12 protein-coding genes are annotated in these 20,075 nt (G+C 43.9%); 1 reads left to right on the top strand and 11 read right to left on the bottom strand.

Annotated features, from left to right (window positions below; all coding sequences use genetic code 11):
- Window positions 1-2: 2 nt before the first annotated feature.
- The 4 genes from BUB99_RS13735 to BUB99_RS13750 all read right to left on the bottom strand — a co-directional run bounded on the left by BUB99_RS13735 (window position 3) and on the right by BUB99_RS13750 (window position 1,586).
- Window positions 3-266 carry a hypothetical protein gene (locus BUB99_RS13735; RefSeq protein ID WP_073123209.1) on the bottom strand — a complete coding sequence of 88 codons (264 nt, stop codon included), beginning with the start codon at window positions 264-266 and terminating at the stop codon, window positions 3-5.
- Entirely contained in the window at window positions 266-703 is a 438-nt protein-coding gene (locus tag BUB99_RS13740; protein ID WP_073123211.1) for a VOC family protein, read from the bottom strand. The genes BUB99_RS13735 and BUB99_RS13740 overlap by 1 nt, the downstream gene beginning before the upstream one ends.
- Before the next feature lie 98 nt (window positions 704-801).
- On the bottom strand, window positions 802-1,182 hold the full coding sequence (locus tag BUB99_RS13745) for a nuclear transport factor 2 family protein (protein ID WP_073123567.1): 381 nt from the start codon (window positions 1,180-1,182) through the stop codon (window positions 802-804).
- A gap of 17 nt (window positions 1,183-1,199) precedes the next feature.
- Window positions 1,200-1,586 carry a VOC family protein gene (locus tag BUB99_RS13750; protein ID WP_073123214.1) on the bottom strand — a complete coding sequence of 129 codons (387 nt, stop codon included), beginning with the start codon at window positions 1,584-1,586 and terminating at the stop codon, window positions 1,200-1,202.
- 114 nt (window positions 1,587-1,700) lie between these two features.
- On the opposite strand from BUB99_RS13750, the gene BUB99_RS13755 reads away from it, so the two are divergent.
- Window positions 1,701-2,693, top strand: a complete 993-nt coding sequence (locus tag BUB99_RS13755; protein ID WP_073123216.1) for a GlxA family transcriptional regulator — start codon at window positions 1,701-1,703, stop codon at window positions 2,691-2,693.
- 203 nt (window positions 2,694-2,896) lie between these two features.
- On the opposite strand, the gene BUB99_RS13760 is transcribed toward BUB99_RS13755, so the two are convergent.
- The 7 genes from BUB99_RS13760 to BUB99_RS13790 all read right to left on the bottom strand — a co-directional run bounded on the left by BUB99_RS13760 (window position 2,897) and on the right by BUB99_RS13790 (window position 19,935).
- A complete protein-coding gene (locus BUB99_RS13760) occupies window positions 2,897-3,892 on the bottom strand; it encodes a family 43 glycosylhydrolase (protein WP_073123218.1) in 996 nt (331 codons plus the stop codon).
- 13 nt (window positions 3,893-3,905) lie between these two features.
- Window positions 3,906-6,044 carry a family 43 glycosylhydrolase gene (locus tag BUB99_RS13765; RefSeq protein WP_073123220.1) on the bottom strand — a complete coding sequence of 713 codons (2,139 nt, stop codon included), beginning with the start codon at window positions 6,042-6,044 and terminating at the stop codon, window positions 3,906-3,908.
- A 26-nt stretch (window positions 6,045-6,070) separates the two neighbouring features.
- Window positions 6,071-7,660: a glycoside hydrolase gene (locus BUB99_RS13770; protein ID WP_073123222.1), complete on the bottom strand. Its 1,590-nt coding sequence runs from the start codon at window positions 7,658-7,660 to the stop codon at window positions 6,071-6,073.
- A complete protein-coding gene (locus tag BUB99_RS13775) occupies window positions 7,657-10,776 on the bottom strand; it encodes a glycoside hydrolase family 2 TIM barrel-domain containing protein (RefSeq protein WP_073123224.1) in 3,120 nt (1,039 codons plus the stop codon). The genes BUB99_RS13770 and BUB99_RS13775 overlap by 4 nt, the downstream gene beginning before the upstream one ends.
- A 184-nt stretch (window positions 10,777-10,960) precedes the next feature.
- A complete protein-coding gene (locus tag BUB99_RS13780) occupies window positions 10,961-12,448 on the bottom strand; it encodes a RagB/SusD family nutrient uptake outer membrane protein (RefSeq protein WP_073123226.1) in 1,488 nt (495 codons plus the stop codon).
- 80 nt (window positions 12,449-12,528) lie between these two features.
- Window positions 12,529-15,621, bottom strand: a complete 3,093-nt coding sequence (locus tag BUB99_RS13785; RefSeq protein WP_073123229.1) for a SusC/RagA family TonB-linked outer membrane protein — start codon at window positions 15,619-15,621, stop codon at window positions 12,529-12,531.
- Window positions 15,622-15,888: 267 nt separating this feature from the next.
- The gene (locus tag BUB99_RS13790) at window positions 15,889-19,935 is read right to left on the bottom strand and encodes a hybrid sensor histidine kinase/response regulator transcription factor (RefSeq protein ID WP_084190557.1); all 4,047 of its coding nucleotides are present in this window, start codon (window positions 19,933-19,935) and stop codon (window positions 15,889-15,891) included.
- Window positions 19,936-20,075 lie beyond the last annotated feature (140 nt).

The following is a 20,075-nucleotide window of genomic DNA, read 5'->3' on the forward strand; positions in this document are numbered from 1 at the left end:
TCTTAGTACAGTCTTTCGATCATATGATTGAACCCCTCCACAACTTTGATGATTTCTCGGATATCTACCTCACCCTCTGGACTCTCCACTCTCAAGATGCGGTCACAATCGCCCAAGTCGAAATTAATACTCAGGTCAGGCCACTTGGCTGATAAATATCCCAAAATGCTACTGGCCTGCCCTTCATCGGTGACGTTGGTTTTAAATACTTCTACCGTAGACAAAAGTGGGTCAGCCTGAGGAATCAAGGTATCGCTCTGGTTCATTATTTCTCTCCACAGTTGAACATCCACTGCACTCTAAACTGATCAATGCAGCTCCCATAATAGTCCCCCCAAAACATCTCCTGAAGCTCTTGGGTCACCTGTCCGCCTTTGGACAACCCCTCAAACAAACGTTTGGTTTCTACACGGGTATCCGGCTGGAGATTGATATAGGCATTGTTTCCAAAATTCAATTGGAACCCCATCGACTCAGGAGCGTCTGTCCCCATGAGGTTGTGACAGCCCAATATTTTCAGTTCGATATGCATGATTAGATTCTTGTCCTCTTCGGCCATAGGAGGCATCCCTTCTTGTGGAGGAATATCTCCAAACCGCATAGGACCATCTCCGAAGAATTCCCCTCCAAAAATGGACTTATAAAAATTGAATGCTTCCTCTGTGTTTCGAGAAAAATTGAGATAGGTGCTTACTGCTGCCATGGTTATTGGATTTAGTTTAAACTAATATATTTATTTCGCCAAGTTGGCGCTTAGCTCCTCTACTGATGTGGGTATTGAGAGGTGAATACCTAGAACCTTCATTGGGTAGTTTCTATCACGTAAGAATGCATTTCTTTGATGATGGAGCTACCGGCACTGGCAAAGTGATACACATCACAAAAAGCGTAGGTCTTATCCGTCATCTTCATCTCCCCTTGGAGTGAAGCTTCTTTGCCATGGGTGATGATTGTATGTATAATCACTTCATCAGCTACATAGTTTTTCATGGCATTGATTGCTTTGGAGAACTGTTCCTTGCCTTGTATGGATTGGTCTCCGTAGATTTCCCAACGTATATCATCGCTGACGTGCTCGATAATGAAATCCACATCCCCTTTGGCAAATGCGATGTTAAAGTCTTTGAGAAAGCCCTTCTTAGGAGCGTTTCCACAGTCTGGGGTTATAGTTATTTTAGTCATTGTATCAATAGTTTTCATCAATGATCGCTCATGTATAAAAGATTCCACCGGTGCCCATCTAGATCAGCAAAGGCACAGCCGTACATCCATCCTTGAATATCAGCCGGCGGTGAAAATATTTCACCGCCTAGCGCTGCTACTTTCACAGCCATATCATCTACATATTCCTTGTCTGGTGCCCCTACCGAGATGAGAACTTCCGTACTCTTAGTGGTATCTGTGATGGTTTGTATAGCATATTTTTCGAACTGTGCGTGAGTCACCATCATGACAGGCACACCTCCGATTCTGAACCCAATCATGTCAGGAGCATCACGCAAGGCTTCAAAGCCTAACTCACTAAAAAAGGCTTTCGTTTTCTCTAGGTCTTTTACCGGCAAGTTGAGCCACAAATCTTGTTTCATCTTTTATTGGTTTTTGATTGTATCAAAGCTCATAAAAATCATATTCAAACACGCAGTGTCAATACGACATTGTAAGGGGTTGATCACGACAAGGTTAATTCGTAGCTTGCTCATATGAAACACATCTCCATTCTCGTACCCGAAGGGGACACTAGCCTCAGCAACCTAGAAGCTACCCACAAGATGTTTACGATGGCCAATGGCCATTTGGAACGCACAGGGCAATGCCCTCTCTTTGATGTGCACTTGGTCGGTCAGACCAAGGAAAGTCAAATCAGCAACGGTATATTCAGTATAAAGCCAGACCTAACGATCAACGAAGTGGATCATACTGACCTCATCATCATCCCCGCCATTCATGGGGATATTCGTACGGTTTTGAAGCTCAACCAGGCTTTCGTCCCTTGGATCATCGATCAGTATCAAAAAGGATCTGAAGTAGCAAGTCTCTGCATCGGAGCTTTCTTACTGGCCCAAACGGGGCTTTTGGATGGAAAAAACTGTGCGACGCACTGGCTGATGACGCGGGAGTTTCGAGAGATGTACCCTGATATCAATCTCGTGGATGATAAAATCATCACCGACCAACAGGGTGTCTACACGAGTGGTGGCGCTTACTCCTCATTGAACCTCAACCTCTACCTCATCGAGAAATTTGTCGGTAGAGACATGGCAGTACTCTCTTCCAAAATATTCGAAATCGACATCAACCGACACAGCCAATCCCCCTTCATTATCTTCAAAGGACAAAAGGATCATGACGATGATGTCGTAAAGAAAGCACAAGAATATCTGGAAACCCATTATGCTGAGAAAGTGATAATGGACGAACTCTGTGAGCGTTTCGCTGTAAGCCGAAGAACCTTTGAACGAAGGTTTAAAAAAGCGACCACAAACACAGTCGTCGAATATATGCAGCGCATACGAGTCGAGGCGGCCAAAAGAGACTTAGAAATAGGCAAAAAGAATGTCACCGAGGTGATGTACAACACAGGCTACAATGACGCCAAGGCTTTTAGAGAGGTATTTAAGAAACACGTAGGAATCAGTCCATTAGAGTACCGGCAGAAGTACATGAGAGGATATGCAGAGCAAAATCATTCATAATATGATTCAGCTATAGATACAGTCGAAGCTACTCAAGCCAGCAACGCAAGTGATGCGGAAACTTATCCTATCGAACCATTCGATAACAATGCCAACGCAATCACCTATTAGAAAATATTCAAAATACCACAAAAAAATAGGCCGCAATTGTATTGCGGCCTATTCATTCTCTTTATCCTAAGCTGTCAGGTTTGTTTCCTCCCTTAAAAGGCCACTACCCCCGCATTCGCCTTTACCGTTTTCATCTGACCCACTGGATCAAAATTCAAGCTGTCGATGGCTAGCTCTCTGAGTAGTGTGCCGTTATTGTCCCGAATGCGGTGATAGAGGATGTAATCTTGCCCTCCCTGTTGGAATACCGTGTGATGACCAGGCCCCAAAGTAGTAGAGTCTACGCTCGTGGATACAATAGGACTGCTCTCCTCTTCGACCCACGGTCCATAGGGTGTATCACCTACTGCGCTTCTGATCATATAGGTGCGATCCACACATTTGCCCTGAGAGTACATGAGGTGGTACTTGCCATCCTTCTTGAGCATGTAGGGCGCTTCGAAGTAGTTAGGTGGCGTCACGTCTCTAATCTCTGCAGCATCAAAGGTCACCATATCCTCCGCCAGCGGCACCACAAAGCAATGTCCATTCTCCCAATTGAGTCCCGATCCCCAGTAGAGATAGGCCTGTCCATCTGTATCGACGAAGGCTTCTGCATCGATCATGTGATATTCTGGAAACATATCTCCTTTGATCAACGGCGTACCATCCTCTTTGGCATTGCGCCATGGTCCGAGTGGTCGATCACTCTCTCCTACCCAGATTTCGTTGTGCACGGTGACATACATGTAGAAACGACCGTCTTTGCCCTGAGTCACTCCTGGTGCCCACACGCGATCACGACCCGAAGTAGGGCTGCTACAATCCGTCAGGTTTGGCCACTGGATGTGCTTGCGCTCCCAGTGCAAAAAATCATCGGACTCCAAGACGACCAACTCCTCGCCTCCCCAGGGATCGACCGTCGCATAGATGTAATACTTCCCTTCGTATTGCACGATAGAAGGGTCGGCACAGGCAATCTCCGAGATGGGATTAGCAATTCGCTTTTCATTCTTAACTTCATCTCCCTTCTTTTGACAAGAAAGAATAGATCCCATGAGTGTCAAAAGAAAGAATGATGTAAATGTGGTAATTGTGATTGCTTTCATAGGGTATGATTAGTTATTTGATAGGCTCGATGCCTTTCAGCGTAGGCGTCACTTGAGTGATTTTCCCTTCCGAGTCAAACTCCATCGCATCTATACATACCTCCCTGTGAAAACCAGCAGCTCCTCCCATTTTCTTTCCATTGGGGCGATTGAATCGGTGGTAGACGATGTACCACTCGTCTTTGCCCGGTACATGAATCACCGAGTTGTGTCCTGTCGCATAGATTTCGTTTGCCTCGTCTTTTTGGATCACTAGGTTGTCTTTCGAGAAGTTAAGCGGGCCCAATGGTGAGTCAGCAGTCGCATAGCGCACACGATAGTTTGGACTCCTCGTATCGTCCTCAGACCAAAGAAAATAGTACTTCCCCTCTCTGTAAAACACCTCTGCTCCCTCTCTGAAGGTCTCGTCAGGGGTCATCACTTGCACGGTCGATCGATCGACCGACACCATGTCCTCGTTCAACTCCACTACAGCTAGGTATCCATTGCCCCAATAGAGGTAGGTCTTCCCTGACACAGGATCGGCAAACACGTCGGGATCAATCTCCTGACCTCCATCCACACCCTCTGGTTTGAAATCAATCAATGGCTGACCTGAATCTACAAAAGGCCCTGACGGGGAATCCGAAACCGCCACGCCGATGCGCTGTGCTGCGGTGAAATAGTAGTAATATTTGTAACTGCCATCCTTTTGCTTCTTTTCTATCGCCGTAGGTGCCCAAGCGTTGCGATCCGTCCATGACACGTCTTTTTTCAAGTCTACAATCACACCTTCGTTCGTCCAATGTACCAAGTCAGGTGACGAAAAGGTCTCAAAGTAACTCCCAGACCAACCATTGAAACCATCGGAAGTTGGGTAGAGATAATACGCCCCTTCTTTCTCTGAATATATAATCTCTGGATCTGCATAGTAGCCCTCTAGCACTGGATTGTGATCTACGCTTAGACTCACTGCGTAAGTCTTGCTTTTCCCATCCGCTAGAGAGAATGTATAGTTCACTGCCCCCTTGCTAAAATCTTGCGGTCCGGTAGTCTCCATTTTCACCCATGGCACCACCTCAAATGCGGGATCGAAAGAGGCTGCATTCACTTCGTCTTGGATCGGCAAGTAAATCGTGGCATTCTCCTCATCCACGACTACATTCATGGCTTTGACCCCTTCGCCAGTAGCAGATTGAATCGCTCCGTCCAAACCTCCCCATTTGTTGATCAAAGCTCGTTTTTCTGCGGCTGTGATAGGAATCACAGTACCATGTCGGGGATGAAAATTCATAGATACATCCTCATCGATCACCCGAAAGTTCTCCAAGTCCGTCGATTCACAGAATTGATACTTGCCCGATGTGTACATATCGTACATCAGGATGTACTTGTCCGTGTCAATCAATGGAAAAACACCTGACCCCTCTACAGGAGAGTCTGTCTGATCCATGTATTCTGTCCCGACGACATAGCCTTCGTTGATTTTGTCTGATACTGCTTTGAGTATCCCTTTGGCTCCTTCTTCTTCATTCTTGAAGAACATGTGGTACTTGCCCTGATGATAGATGATGTCCCCATCGATGCACGCCCCTGTTTTAAATAGGAGTTGTTTGGGTTCGGCTTCCAACCCTGTAAAATCTTCGTTGGCATAGGCATAGTAGATGATATCCGCATCATAGTTGTGACGCATAGACCAGTAGATCATGTACTTACCGTTGGCTTGGTCATAGATCGTCTGTGGTGCCCACACACGGTTCACCGCTCCAAAGTTCTCCGGATAGGTCTTAGGGATATCTATGACGGTATGTGTCCAATTGATCAAATCCGCTGACTTCATCAACACCATGGCGGTGTTTTCCCAACCCATCTCAGGGACGTATAGATCGGTGACAACCATATAGAAAAATCCGTCTTCCCCTCGCAAAATATGTGGATCGCGCACACCTCCAGAGACACTGATATCCTTGGAGTCTACGATAGGCTGGTTGCCCTTCAAGGCATAATAGTTAAAGCCGTTTTCACTCAAAGCATAGTGAATGGACTCCTCTCCTGGACCATTTCCTACGAAATAAGTAAACAAATAAGCGTCGTATTTCGGGTTGTTTTGGCATGAGCCAAAAATCAAGATAGCCAAACAGCCCAGTACAGTTTCTTTCAAATATTTAAACATGCTTTTGTCGTTGTAATAGTTACAGTTTAATTCATGACGCAAGTGACGATCGACCTTGCAGGTAAGGTAATTGTCCCATATACATCTTTTGTTTTAATCAAGCTTAGGTTTTCATGATCCAATGAAGAAGTCCGATAGATGGAGACCTTCTTTAAATTCTTAGGTATTCCTTCTATCCTTACAACTTGGGGTTGATCCAGAGAATTGCTAAGTACGAGGGTCACTTGTTTCTTATCCTCTGATCGAAAAGCCGAGACGAGCAATTCATCCAGAGAGTTTTGGATGTTTTTGTCATCCCATCGTGTCACCTTGACCCGTACAGAACCCGGTCTCACGAAACGCGAGTAGTGCCCCAAAGTCCAAAGCATTTTGGATTCATAAACCTCCCCATCCTGTTTGTCATCATCGATATATACCAATCCATCTTTGTAGTCATAGGGACTAATCGCCAACCACCAATGCCAAGCACTGGCCTGCGCCACGACCAAGTCCGCATAAATCACCTTGGCGATATACAAGGCGGCATCCATACCCAAATCTCTGCCACTGCCCTTGATTTGTTCATTGTCCTCCAGAATACAGTACTCGGACATCCAGTACTCCAGCTGTGGGTCAATGTCTTGCATTGTCTGACGAAGCGATTCCCGTTTGCCAATCAAAACACTAGAATCCCACGTGGAGAAATAACTGTGTCCAGCAATCTTCTTTCCGACAGTAGAGAGCCCCTCTACATAGTTGGGCGAACTGGGAGAGAAAAATTCTTCAACTTGATTTCCTCGCAAAGAATTGTTCTTGTTGTCATAGAGGTAATCTATCTGGCCCGATTCGGTCAATTCAATTTTGGTATCTAAACTTGCTTTTCGAATCTCACGATCAAGTACGTGCGTCATGGCAGCTATTTCGTCGTTGTTCCATGGCGTCCCCTCCTGCCCACAGCATTTCCACTCCCACTGCGGCTCGTTGAAGGGACTGATATAATCAAACTGCACGCCCGAAGTTTGGGAAAGCCCTTGTAATGTCTGCACCAAAAACTGAGCATAATCCTGATAACGATGCAGGTTGAGATTAGCTGCTAGTCCATCGTCTGACCAAGCTTTTCCATTGGATGTCATCGAAACGGGGGGGCTATTGACAAAGGCTATAAATTCATTGACTCCTCTCTCCTTGGCAGCCTTTAAAAACCATTGTTGTCCAGACTGCCTACTCCAATCATAACGACCATCCGCTTGCAGAAAGCATTCGGCCCGTCTCCATGCGTCGGTGATCCCACTGGCATCCCCCTGCTGCGCGCTTCCCGCTCCTATGTTGAACCGCCATGCTGATAGACCAATACCCGCTGGACTACCGTCGTCTTTGGTCTCAAGGCTAAATAGCAAGTCTGCTATTTGCTCCCTTTTGACTATCGGCCAGTTAGCCCCCACATACTGGGTAGCCCAAGCATCCGAAGCGCCAAAATTGTGAATCGTTTGGTACGTAGAGTCACAGTCGAGCTGAAATACTACATCTATGAGTTGTTCTGTTTGTGCGTGCTCTGCCTTTTTGTTGGAGCTTGCACAGCTCCAGAGCAAAAGCAAGACTGCTCCTACACCCAACAATTGAATTTGAATTCTGATCATTGTACTGAACTACTATCCTTATCCGTCAGTCTGATCACATAGCTGTAGCTATACTTATCCGCGTTCAGCAAATACGGTGCATGAGGCAAGTAGCCCCAGCTGTTGTCACCTCCCACACCCCGCTGTGCCAGATCGATATGCAAGGTGATATTCTGGTTGTACCTCAAATCTGTCGGGTGCTGCTGCTTTTTGGTCATACCTGGATCGAGATCTTCTGTCTTGATATTCAAAGCACTAAAGTTCAAGGGTTGTGTACCTGCAATCATGATCGACTGCCCTTCATCATTCGACAATCGAACCCATCGAGTATCAGTGTGGTTGCCATACTCCTGAGGTCGGATATAGGGCATCTTTTGCTCGCTGACTTTGTGCTCCCAAACCCCCAGAAAGCTTGCTGTACTACGATCGCTGTAGTTTTCTCCTGGTCCACGACCATAATAAGTCACTTGATCAAAGCTTCCTGGCACATCCATGCGCATCCCAAACCTTGGAAGCTCCGGCAGTTCCTTTCCACTCACATCTATAGAAGAAGTGACTGCTATGGAACCGTCGTTTTGAATCAAATATTCAACTGTATAGGGCACGTCAACATCCGTCAGCTGATAGTACACTCGTATGGATAACCCTTCCTTGTTTGGCTTGCCTGCCTCTACACTTTTGAGCGTTTTGTTGCTATGTGCTGTTCTCCATACCCCCGACTGCTCAGGCATGTGATTACCAAAATCATTGTCAATAGGAGCTCTCCAAAAGTAAGGGCTCGGCAAATTTCTAAGACTCACTTCTCCATTGGTGTAGGACGAAAACTGACCCCATTTTTTATTGAATGTACCAGCTACACTTCCTGACTCAAATTTGATTTGATCTCCATCTTCTTGCACAGTCAGCTGTCCTTTGACCAGTCTCTGATCAAAGGATGCTTCTTGGAGTATAAACTGCTCCCTTGCTATTTCATACCCTACAGGAATAATTTCCGTCCCAGACTTGGTATAGGCAAACACATTGAGATAATATTCTTCATCACCAGAGTACTTTGGCAGTTTAATTCTCACCTCAGCTACACTATGAGGAGCTGCTTTCACTTTGAACTCCTTTGAAGCCTGTAGTTCACCATTCTTGTATAGCTCCCATGTGAATTGGTACTGATTCAAATCCGTGAAATCATACAGGTTCTCAACACTCAAAGTGCTCTTCTTTTCGTCCCAATCAAAAAGGATGTTTTGGTAGACCTTCTTGACCTCTGACAGTCCAGGATGTGGCGTCCTATCTGAAGACACGAGACCATTGGCACAGAAATTTTCGTCATTTTGGAAATTCAATCCACCCAAATCACCACCATACGCCCAGTAGGTGCCATTTTCATCTTCGGCTTTCAATCCCTGATCTACCCAGTCCCAAATAAAACCTCCTTGCATCTGTGGACTACTCATGATGATGTCCCAGTACTCTTGGAAATTACCACTGCTGTTGCCCATCGCATGCGAATACTCACACATGATGAAAGGTCTTGTCTTGTCGGTCGCGCCAGCATATTTCTTCATATGCTCAATACTCGGATACATCGGGCATACGATATCTGTATTTTCGTTTTCACCTGCTTGCTCGAACTGTACCAATCGGGTATTGTCTCGCTCCTTGATCCATTGATAGCCCTCATAAAAAACTGGCCCATTGCCGCACTCATTGCCCAGAGACCAAATGATGACTGACGGGTGATTTTTGTCCCGTTCGACCAGTCGCTGCATACGATCCAGATGTGCAGGCGCCCATTCGGGCAAATAGGCAGGATGACGAGTCTTGTCAAACCAACTCTGCCACTCTGCACCCATGCCGTGGGTTTCGATATTTGCTTCGTCCACCAGATACAAACCATACTGATCACAGAGCTTGTACCACAGTGAATTCTGGGGATAGTGGCTGGTACGAACTGCGTTGATATTGTTTTGTTTCATCAGACGGATGTCCTTCATCATGATTTCATGTGTCGGCACGTGTCCCTTCACATCGTCGTGGATATGGAGATTGACCCCTTTGACCAGCACAGGTACGCCATTGACTAGCAATTGCGCATTTTTGATTTCGACCGTTCGGAATCCAATCTGCTCACTAGTGATCATCGACATTTTTCCTTTGGCATCTTTGAGCGTAATGACGCAATCATACAAGTCGGGCGACTCAGCACTCCACTTGGACACATTTTTGATTTGAGAGGAAAAGGTGATCGGATCATCTGTAGTTTTAAATTGTTTTTCTTCCGAAAAAACGGCTTGGTTTGATCCTACCGGAAAAAGTTCCACCTTGACTCCTCCAGAAGAATTGATCTTCTGATCAAAAGTCCTAAGATCTAGCTCAGCGGAGAAAACTCCATCTTGGTATTTGGCGTCCAACCCTGCTTGGAGAAAGAAGTCCCATACTGCTACTTTGGGCAAAGCATACAAATACACATCCTGTTCTAGTCCGCTCAAACGCCAAAAATCTTGGTCTTCTAGATAGCTACCGTCGTGCCATCTGAACACCTGGATAGCTATGACATTTTCACCTTTTTTCAAGAAAGGTGTCACCTCAAACTCTGAAGGGGATTTGGCGACTTTGGTCATTCCGACTTCCTCTCCATTGACGAAGATTCTAGCATAACCAGAAACCGACGACAGGTTGAGGATGACTGCTTTATCACCCCAGTTGGCGGGGAGTTCGAAAATCCTTCTATAGGTCCCTACGGGGTTGTAATCATGGTCCAGAAAAGGTGGGTTGGCTGGAAAGGGATAGGCCACATTGGTATAGATGGGGAGATCAAACCCCTCAATTTCCCAATTGGCAGGAACTGTTATGTTTTCCCACGCAGAATCATCAAACGAGCTTTCGAAGAAATCCATCGGTCGGTCTGATGGCTTCTGAACCAAGTTGAACTTCCAAGTCCCATTGAGAGAAAAGAAGTTGGGAGATCGGCTAAAATCGTCAACTCTGGCAGCTTGCATCTGCTCATAAGCGATGAAATCAACATGACCTGCTTCTTTGTTTCGTTCATAGATACTTGGGTTTTCCCACTCATTCTTCTCCTGCCCCAACAGCGGCAAATGAAGGATAATGGCAATCAGAAAGGATGTGATGTTTTTTGTCATTGATATATATTTATTCCCCATTCAATTTCTTCTTACAGGTAGGTTGATCTTTTGTGTTTATTGCTGCTTCCGAATCCATGCTATACTGGACCAACAGTAGTAATTCTTTCTTAAAAAAACCTTTTTTCTGTGCTATTAGAAAAGAATCTCCCTCAGAAAGAGGGAGATTCTTTTACTCTTCCAATTAATACCCTGGATTTTGCGGTCTCAAATTCTCATTGTTTTGAATCTCTCTTGAAGGAAGAGGCCACAACCAGCCTTTTTCCGCATCAAAAACTCTTTCTGAAGTCGTTACTTCTTGAAACTCCCAAGTAGATGGATCAGATGGGTCTGACAATTTGGACTTATCATATCCAATGACATTGTGAACCAAAGATTCGTCCTTCCATCTCAACATGTCCAAATAGCGAAGACCTTCTATCGCAAACTCTACGCGACGTTCGTGACGAACAACCTCTTTTAACTCATCAGCTGTTAATGCTGCTCCTTCTACGTCTTCCACTTTTGGCATGCTGACTCTAGCTCTCACTTCATTGATGAGGTCATAAACCTCTTGAGAAGTACTTCCAGATTCAACCAATGCTTCTGCTTTCATCAGTAACACATCGGCATAGCGCATCGTGATCGTATTGATCCCACAGTTGTTTCGATTCGAGTTATTTAGATCGGCATATTTTCGTGGTCTCACACCTGTCAAGGTACCGTCATTGTTGGGAATCAAAGTTCTATCTGGCCCCATGTCGGTACCTGGCAAAACGATAGTAGCAGCCAATCGAGGGTCTCTGTTCACATATGGATCTTGAGCATCATATCCAGCACCAGCATCGTCGATTGATAAACCACTCTGCATGTAATAGTCATTGATCAGGTCTACACTTATATTAGGTGTAGGCCACTCCACGAAGGATAGCGATGAACTCGGCCAAGGTTGCTCGTTCAAATTTTGCATATATTGAATATCAAATATGACTTCAATATTGTTTTCGTTCTCTTCAGTGAACAGCCCTTCATAATCACTGAACAAATCATAAACACCTAGGTCAATCACCTCTTGCGCTGCATCTGCTGCTTCATCCCACATTTCATTGTAGAGATAAAATCTAGCCTTGTATGCCAATGCTGCACCAGCAGTTGCACGACCTAAATCAGTAACTGAATATGAAGTTGGTAAATTTGCTGCTGCAAAGTCTAAGTCTTCTATGACAGCTGTCAACACCTCACTTTTCGGTGTGCGTGACACCATTGCTTCATCAATTGATTGAACCTCAAGAATCAAAGGAACATCTCCATAGAAATGAATCAAGTCACCATACATATAGGCTCTCAAAAACCGAGCTTCACCAGCCATTTGAATTTTGAACTCTTCAGAACCAGGTGCCTCTTCAAGATTAGCTAAAAAAGTATTTACTCTCACAATCAATTGATACGCTCGCGCCCATTTGGCATCTGCAGCCCAGCTACTGCTGTTTTGCTGCCATTCACCAAATTCACGAGAGCCCTGCCAAGCATCCTGACAAAAAGCATCATCTGACATGAAATCAAACTGGAACCAATGGATTGGGGTTTCATATTGTTTAATAGTCTCATATACCCCAACTAAACCAATCTCCACCTCTTCTTCGTTTTGATAAAAGGTATCTTGGGACAATCTGTCCTGAGGACTTTTATCCAAAATGTCATCGGTACAACCAAGAACAAAAAGGATGGAAAAAAGAATTGATATTATATTTATAGTTTTCATCATTTCAGTCTTTAAAATTTCACATTTAACCCTGCTGTCATGACCCTTACTTGAGGGTAAGCTTGCGCTCTGGTCTCTCCTACTGTTTGCTCAGGATCAAACCCTTTGTAATTGGTGATGGTAAAGGCATTTTGAATGTTCCCAAATATTCTGAGAGAACTCACACCAATTTTGGACAATACTCGATCAGGAAGAGTATATCCTATCTCCAAATTCTTCAACCTGAGATAAGAAGCATCCTCCATGTAGAAAGTAGATGCCATAGAAGTCCTGTTATTGTCAAGCGTAACTCTTGGGTATTCATTCGTTGGGTTTTCTGGTGTCCAACGATCCATCCACCATGATCCCATGTTGGAAACTGAACCGCTAAAAGGTTGTGCAATTTCCACAGAAGTATATCCTTCGATTCCCTGTACCCCTTGAAAGAATATTCCCAAGTCAAAGCCTTTCCATTTGGCATTTAATTGCAAAGAATAAGCAAAATCTGGGTACTGATCTCCAATTACTTTTCGGTCATCCTCCATGGTCACTACATTGTCACCACTCTGATCCTTAAACTTCAAATCACCTGGCTGAGCGTTAAAATTTGCCACAGAGACCACATCATCTTTCAAGACATAGTTTCTATCTTCATAAGGCACAGAAGTATCACTATTATTTTGCCAAGTGAAATCATCTATTTGATAAAGTCCATCCTTTTCATATCCGTACAATGAATTGACTGCCGATCCTTCAACCAATGCTGTTGCACCATTGATGATAGGGCTTCTACCATACAGATCCGTAATTTCATTTTTGATATGAGCAAGTGTCACTGTAGAACTAAAGCTGAAATCTTTGTTTACCGTTTTTCGGTAAGTTCCTGCGAATTCAATTCCTTTGTTTACGACCTCTCCTACATTTTGAAATGGTGAAGCAAGGTTACCAAGCGTGAGGGGTATTGGAAGCTGCATCAAAATATCGCTGGTCTTCTTATCGAAATAATCGATAGTCAAATCAATATTTTGATTGATCGTAATATCTGTCCCGAAGTTTGTTTGCGTGGTTGTTTCCCACGTAGTCTCCTTGACAACAAGACTGGAAACAGCCACGCCAGAGTTAAGTAAGCCTCCAAAACTATAATTAGCATTAGATAATGTTTTACTAGCAGCATAATAGTTTGGAATATTTTGATTTCCTAACTTGCCCCATGAAGCACGAACCTTGAATTGATCTAACCAAGTAAGTCCTGATAAAAATTTCTCTTCAGACAAAATCCACCCTGCAGAAAAAGAAGGAAATGTCCCCCACTTGTATCCATCAGCAAACCTGGAAGAACCATCTCTTCGGATATTTGCTTCAAATAGATACTTTCCATCGAACACATAGTTGATACGACCAAATACAGACTGCAAACCAAGATCCCATGCGCCTGAATTATTTGTCATAGTACCACCATCTCCTAAATTGAGGTATCTTTGTGAATTGTTTAGAAAACCTTTTCTGTACGCATCGTTCCACTGATAGCTAAACTCTTCTTCTTGATAACCAGCCAACAATTTGATTTCATGCTTATTGAAAGTTTTATGGTATTTCAACAAGGATGTAAATATGGTTTGATTATCCCTATAATCGTTCTCTCTAAGATCGGAAGTCAAGGTTCTAGTACTACCATCAAGATTGGCCAAGAGTACATTGGCATTGAATGAATTCGTATTCTCATTGGTTACATTGAAACCACCAGTAACTTGAGCAGATAACCCATCAAATATTTCATATTCAGCCTCTACTTGTCCCTTAAATGTATACCGCTCGACTCTTCGTGTACTTCCTTCCTCGATTTCACCAAAAATATTTCTTTCGCCATTGACAGCCACCCATTGACCTTGTTCATTTTTCAAAGGCCAAACAGGAGAATTGGTCGCATATAGCTTGGCTCCCCACTCGTCTGTAGGTTCGTTTTTCACGCCCCTATTTCCTGACATCCTTGTAGTCAAACGGAGCTTGTTGTCTTTAAGTAAATAGGCATCAACGTTGGTTCGAAAGTCAACTTTCTTATAATCAGTTGCTTTCAGTATCCCTTCTTGGTCGAGATACCCCGCCATAAATGCCACATTAACTCTATCACTGCCACCTGAAAGATTAAATCGATGATTCTGAATTTTGGCTTTATCATAATACACATCAAAATAATCTATACTCGGGTACATTGGATCTGTACCTGCAGCATACAGATCGATATCTGCTTGACTGTACCTTGGCACCAACCCCGAATTAATTGAAGCCTCGTTGTGCAAAGTAGTGTACTGCTCTGAGTTGAGTACATCAGGGAGAGAAGTAGCTTCTTGAATTCCAAAATAATTATTATAAGAAAGAGAAATTCCATTCTTAGAACCCTTTTTGGTAGTAATTACAATCACACCATTAGCAGCCCTATTGCCATAAATGGCTGCCGAAGAGGCATCCTTGAGCACTGACATAGATTCTATATCCTGAGGATTCACATCATTGATGTTGGATGGAAAGCCATCTACCAAGACCAAAGGATCATTGTTATTAAGTGTACCAACACCTCTAATGTTAATCACTGCATTGTCCCCTCCTGGCTTACCCGAATTTTGGAGCACATATACACCTGCCACTTTCCCTTGCAAGGCAGCACTAGAACTGGTCACAGGACGTGAATCCATATCTGCTAAATCTGGAGCGCTCACAGCACCTGTAAGGTTTTCCTTTTTCTGAATTCCGTACCCGATCACCACGACATCCTCTAGACTAGTCATGTCCAATTCTAGATTTACATCTAAAACAGATCGACCACCTACAGTAACTTCCTGAGTTTCATAACCCAAGAAGGAAACAACCAATACGGCATCTTCTGATACCGTCACATAAAACTTACCATCCAAATTCGTCACTGTGCCGTTGGTTGTGCCACGTTCTACCACAGTCGCACCAGGCAGAGGCTGTCCCATTTCATCAAATACGACACCCGAGACTGTCAAATCGGCTATCCCTGCACGGGAACTGGACCATGCGGTCGTTCCCATCGAGCATATCATTAGAACACTCATGAGTGTTCTAATGATTATACTCCACTTTCTCTTTAGTAAATTGTCTTTCATACATTGTATTTTTAAAATTCAAATTATGCAATCGACAAGCTGCGTATAATGCTAAACCCAGCATTTGTCTTAGCCAAAAGAAGAAAAATAGCCTCAACTCATAAGGGGGCACATCACCCCATGATAGGGGATTGATCGGTATTTGTTCTCAAAACCGCCCATACGATGTGCTAGACCGAGTTTTGTACGAATAAAAACGCACGACGCTGATTGATGCAAAACATAGGTAGAAGAATCGTTCGTCCTACTGCTTATTCTGTCCCCTACCTAGAGGTTGTTGATATTGACCGTCTGTGGTTTGATGGCATGATCGTTTTTATACTCAGAGGGAGTTTGATCAAATTGCTCTTTGAAGCACTTTCTAAAATACTTCAAGTCCGAAAAATTAAGTGCAATAGCTACTTCCGTCACAGTCATATCTTCTGCCACCAACATATGGGCTGCACGCTTAATCTTAATTTTTCTGATGAATATCTGAATAGAATCATCGGTCAAAGATTTGATTTTGCGATAGAGTGAAGTCTGGCTCATACCCAATTCCTTGCATAGGTCTGGCACATTGAATTCTGCACTGTCCAACATGGCGATGATAGTGGCCTCCACTTGTAGTATAAACTCCTTCTCTTTGGACACTTGCTCACTTTGCTCTACCAAATCTCCTGAAGTATACTTGAGTGCCAACAACTTTCGCCTACTGAGGATGTTGGCCACTCTTACCTTCAACAGGTCTGAGTTGAAGGGTTTGGTCATATAATCATCTGCACCTACTCCATATCCGTCCATTTTGGACTCATTGGAGTTTTTGGCTGTCAGTAGTATAATCGGCACATGACTGGTGGCAATGTTTGATTTTAGCTTTTTGCATAGCTCCAGACCATCCATCTCTGGCATCATCATGTCTGAGATAATGATATCAGGCATACTGTTGATCGATTTGTCAAAAGCATCCTGTCCATTGTCCGCCTGAATCACCTTAAAATCAGCAGAAAAAATAGAGCTGATATATGCGGCAATGTCTCTGTTGTCATCCACTACCAACATCACCTTGTCTGCATCACTAATTACCTCTGGCTTTCCATCTATCACAAATGACTCAGTCAACGATTTGATCTCCAGCGATTCTGTTTGATCCGAAGCAATAAAACGGATATTATCCTTCCCCAATAGATGCTCTTTGCCCAAGGGAATCCCCACTCTAAATACCGACCCTTCCGAGCTACTATCCACAGTGATCTCGCCACCGTGCGCCTCTACAAAATTCTTGCTCAAAGCCAAGCCGATACCAGTCCCCCCCGACCCGGCTGAATTGCTTGCTTGATAAAAGGGAGAAAAAATATTACCCAGCTCTTCTGGTTTTATTCCTTCGCCTTGATCTTTTACTTCTATGATGACACTGCTGCCTTCTTGGAATACGCCAAACTGGACTTTCTCACCGGGTGACGAAAATTTGATTGCATTGGAGAGCAAGTTGTTGATCACAATTTGAACCTTTTCGATATCCACCCAGACGTTCAAATTACTCTCTGAATAAAACCCAAATGGTATGTCTTTCTCTTTCGCTAGATAGGTAAAGCTTTCTGCCTCCTCTTGAGCAAGGATGTTCAAATCGTAGCAACCTACGTTCAAATAGCCCTGATTCATCTCCACTTTTCTAAACTCGAGCATCCGTCCAATGAACTTGAGTAAAATGGATGTATTCTTTTTGATCAATTGTAAATAATACAAATGCTGTGGGTCTTGCTCTTTCTTGATCAGGTCATTGACCGGACCTTGGATCAAGGTCAAGGGTGTCTTGAGCTCATGAGAAAAATTGGTATAAAAACGCAGCTTCTCCTGCATCAAATGATGATCCTTTTCACGGAGTTCTTGTTCAAATTTCAATTGTTGCCTGAGAGTGATTCTTACGTTGTTGAACTTGACAAACCTCCAGAGCACGACTGCTAGGGTTACTATCATCAATAGATATGCCTCCCATGTCCTCCAAAACGGTGCAGAAATCGAAACTTTAAGCGCATTGCTGACTTTGTCATCATATATACTCTTGACCCTAAAGGTGTAGTTGCCATACGGCACATTTCTATACGTGGCTTCATTGACCCCATTGTTGACCTGCCAGACTGCATCATAGCCTTCCAACATGTACTCAAACTTGTTTTGTTTCCCTTTGTTAAACCCAGGGATGGAGTAGCTGATAGAAAACACATTATCTGTATGATTCAACTTGATCTCCTTTGTCAAAAATATACTCTCCCCCGTGACAAACACTTCGGAATTAATAGGCGTCATTTTCTCATTTAGCACCTTCAGTTCGTTGAATATCACAGGCAGTTGTGGCAACTCCTGCAATACCTGACCGGGGTAGAACAAATTCATCCCATGAATCCCTCCTGCGACCAAATACCCCTCTGACGACAACAAAATAGAGCCGTAATTGAAATGCCCCGGCTGGATACCATCCATCGTATCAAAAACCGTAACTTCCTCTGTTCGGACGTTATAGGAGTAGATACCCGAATTGGTCGTCAACCATAGATTGCCCTTTTGATCCGACACCAGCCCAGAGACTGCTACATTTCTCAAAATAGCTTGGTATTCAAAAAAATGATACTTTCGAGCCAATACATCATACCTGACCAATCCGTTTTCTCTGGTAGCAAGCCACAGGTTGTTGTCCAGTGCACAAATATCACTGACGACCAAACGCTCGTCATTGCCCTCTCCTTTGACCTCTTCTATCCGCCAAACATCCCCTAAGAGTTCGGCCCTCATCAACCCGTTGCTAAAAGATCCCAAATAAAGGATCCTTTCATTCACACGCTCTATACTTCTAACATCCAGCCAAGATGCCCCCTCGACAAGTAGAACACGCTCGCTGTGCTCATCAAACCAATACAGACCACCATAATTGGTCCCTATGAGAATCTTACCATTGTCCATCTGATGAATCACCCGAATATCATCCACTAGCAATTCAGACATCGCTCCACCATTCCGATAGTTCTTAACCTGATTGGACTTGAGATCTATCATGTACAACCCACCCTCATAGGTACCCACCCATAACCTAGATTGATCATCCTCCAATAGCGACAATATGGCTTTATTGGCCAATTGCTCTTGAAACCTGACGGAGACTTCTCCAGTCTTCGGGTTGAGTGTATTCAGTCCCTTTCCATCTGTACCTACCCAATACTCCCCATCACTGGATGGAGCCAGTCCCCAGACATTTTCATAACTCAGCGTTTGGTTATTGGATTGGCTATGGGTCAAATAGCGTACCTCTTCGCCCTCGGAGTTAAAAACATTGACGCCACCGTTGTGGGTACCTAGCCACATCAGACCGCTATCATCACAAAAAATCTTACTAATCGTACGGTGAGAAATCCCACTATCGTCAGGCTGAGGTTCAAAATGCTCCAAACTACCGACAAGCCTATGCGCCTGATCCAACGCAAAAGCATACATGCCGTGTTGGCGAGTCCCTAACCAAGTCTTACCATTATCATCTTGATGAATGCTCAAATAATCATCAACAGGCAATTGCCCCTCAAGGATATTATCCAAATCATAAGCTCCCGTCGAATCTGATTTGATACCTACCAGTCCTCGATTGGTAGCAACCCATACCATACGCTTAGCATCTATAAGAAAATCTATGATTTCAAACCTTGCGCCGTGATGAAAAAGATCTGGGTGAAAGTACACCACTTCACCAGTATTCAAATCATATTTAACCATACCCTGTGATCGAAAAGCTACCCACAACGTTTGATTGCATATTTTAAGCTGTGAAATCTGTTCTTGAGATAAATCCTGACCTGTCTTAGAATCTATCATTTGTAGATGCGTCAAACTGTCACGACCTACCCAAACGCCCCCACTATACCCTCCAAAATAATACTTTTTATCTTCATCCATCGCCATCGCAGTGATCCCAACAGAAATCTCTTCTGGCTTAAATCTCGTCACCTTGTCCTCGTGATAACTATACTTGGCGACTCCCTGATCTGTCAGTGCCCAGATTTGATTTTTATCATCCACATAAACTCTGTAGACAAGGTTGTGAGGAAGGGAAAACGCATTCGTTCTATCCTTTTGGTAGGTTTTGAATTTGAATCCTTGATACCGCAAGAGACCTCCCTCAGTGGCTACCCATATATACCCTAGCGAATCTTGCGCGATATCATTGATGATATTGTTAGTGAGATCCTGTGACTCGTCTAGCCTATGAAATTTATGTTGGGTAAATAAGTTTTGCGACTGCACAGATGCACAGCTACACAGGAGTATAAATAAAATTAATCTAGTCTTCATTACTTGTTAGAAAGTAGCTATTTGAAAAATCAATACCTAGGTCATCCTACAAAACTAACCCATGACGGCTCTAAAACTGAGAACTATCATGCAATGAAAGGGGGCTGATCAACCAGAATCTTGAAACTCTAAATGATCAA

Origin of the sequence: Reichenbachiella agariperforans (assembly GCF_900142205.1) — a bacterium.
GTDB lineage: Bacteria > Bacteroidota > Bacteroidia > Cytophagales > Cyclobacteriaceae > Reichenbachiella > Reichenbachiella agariperforans.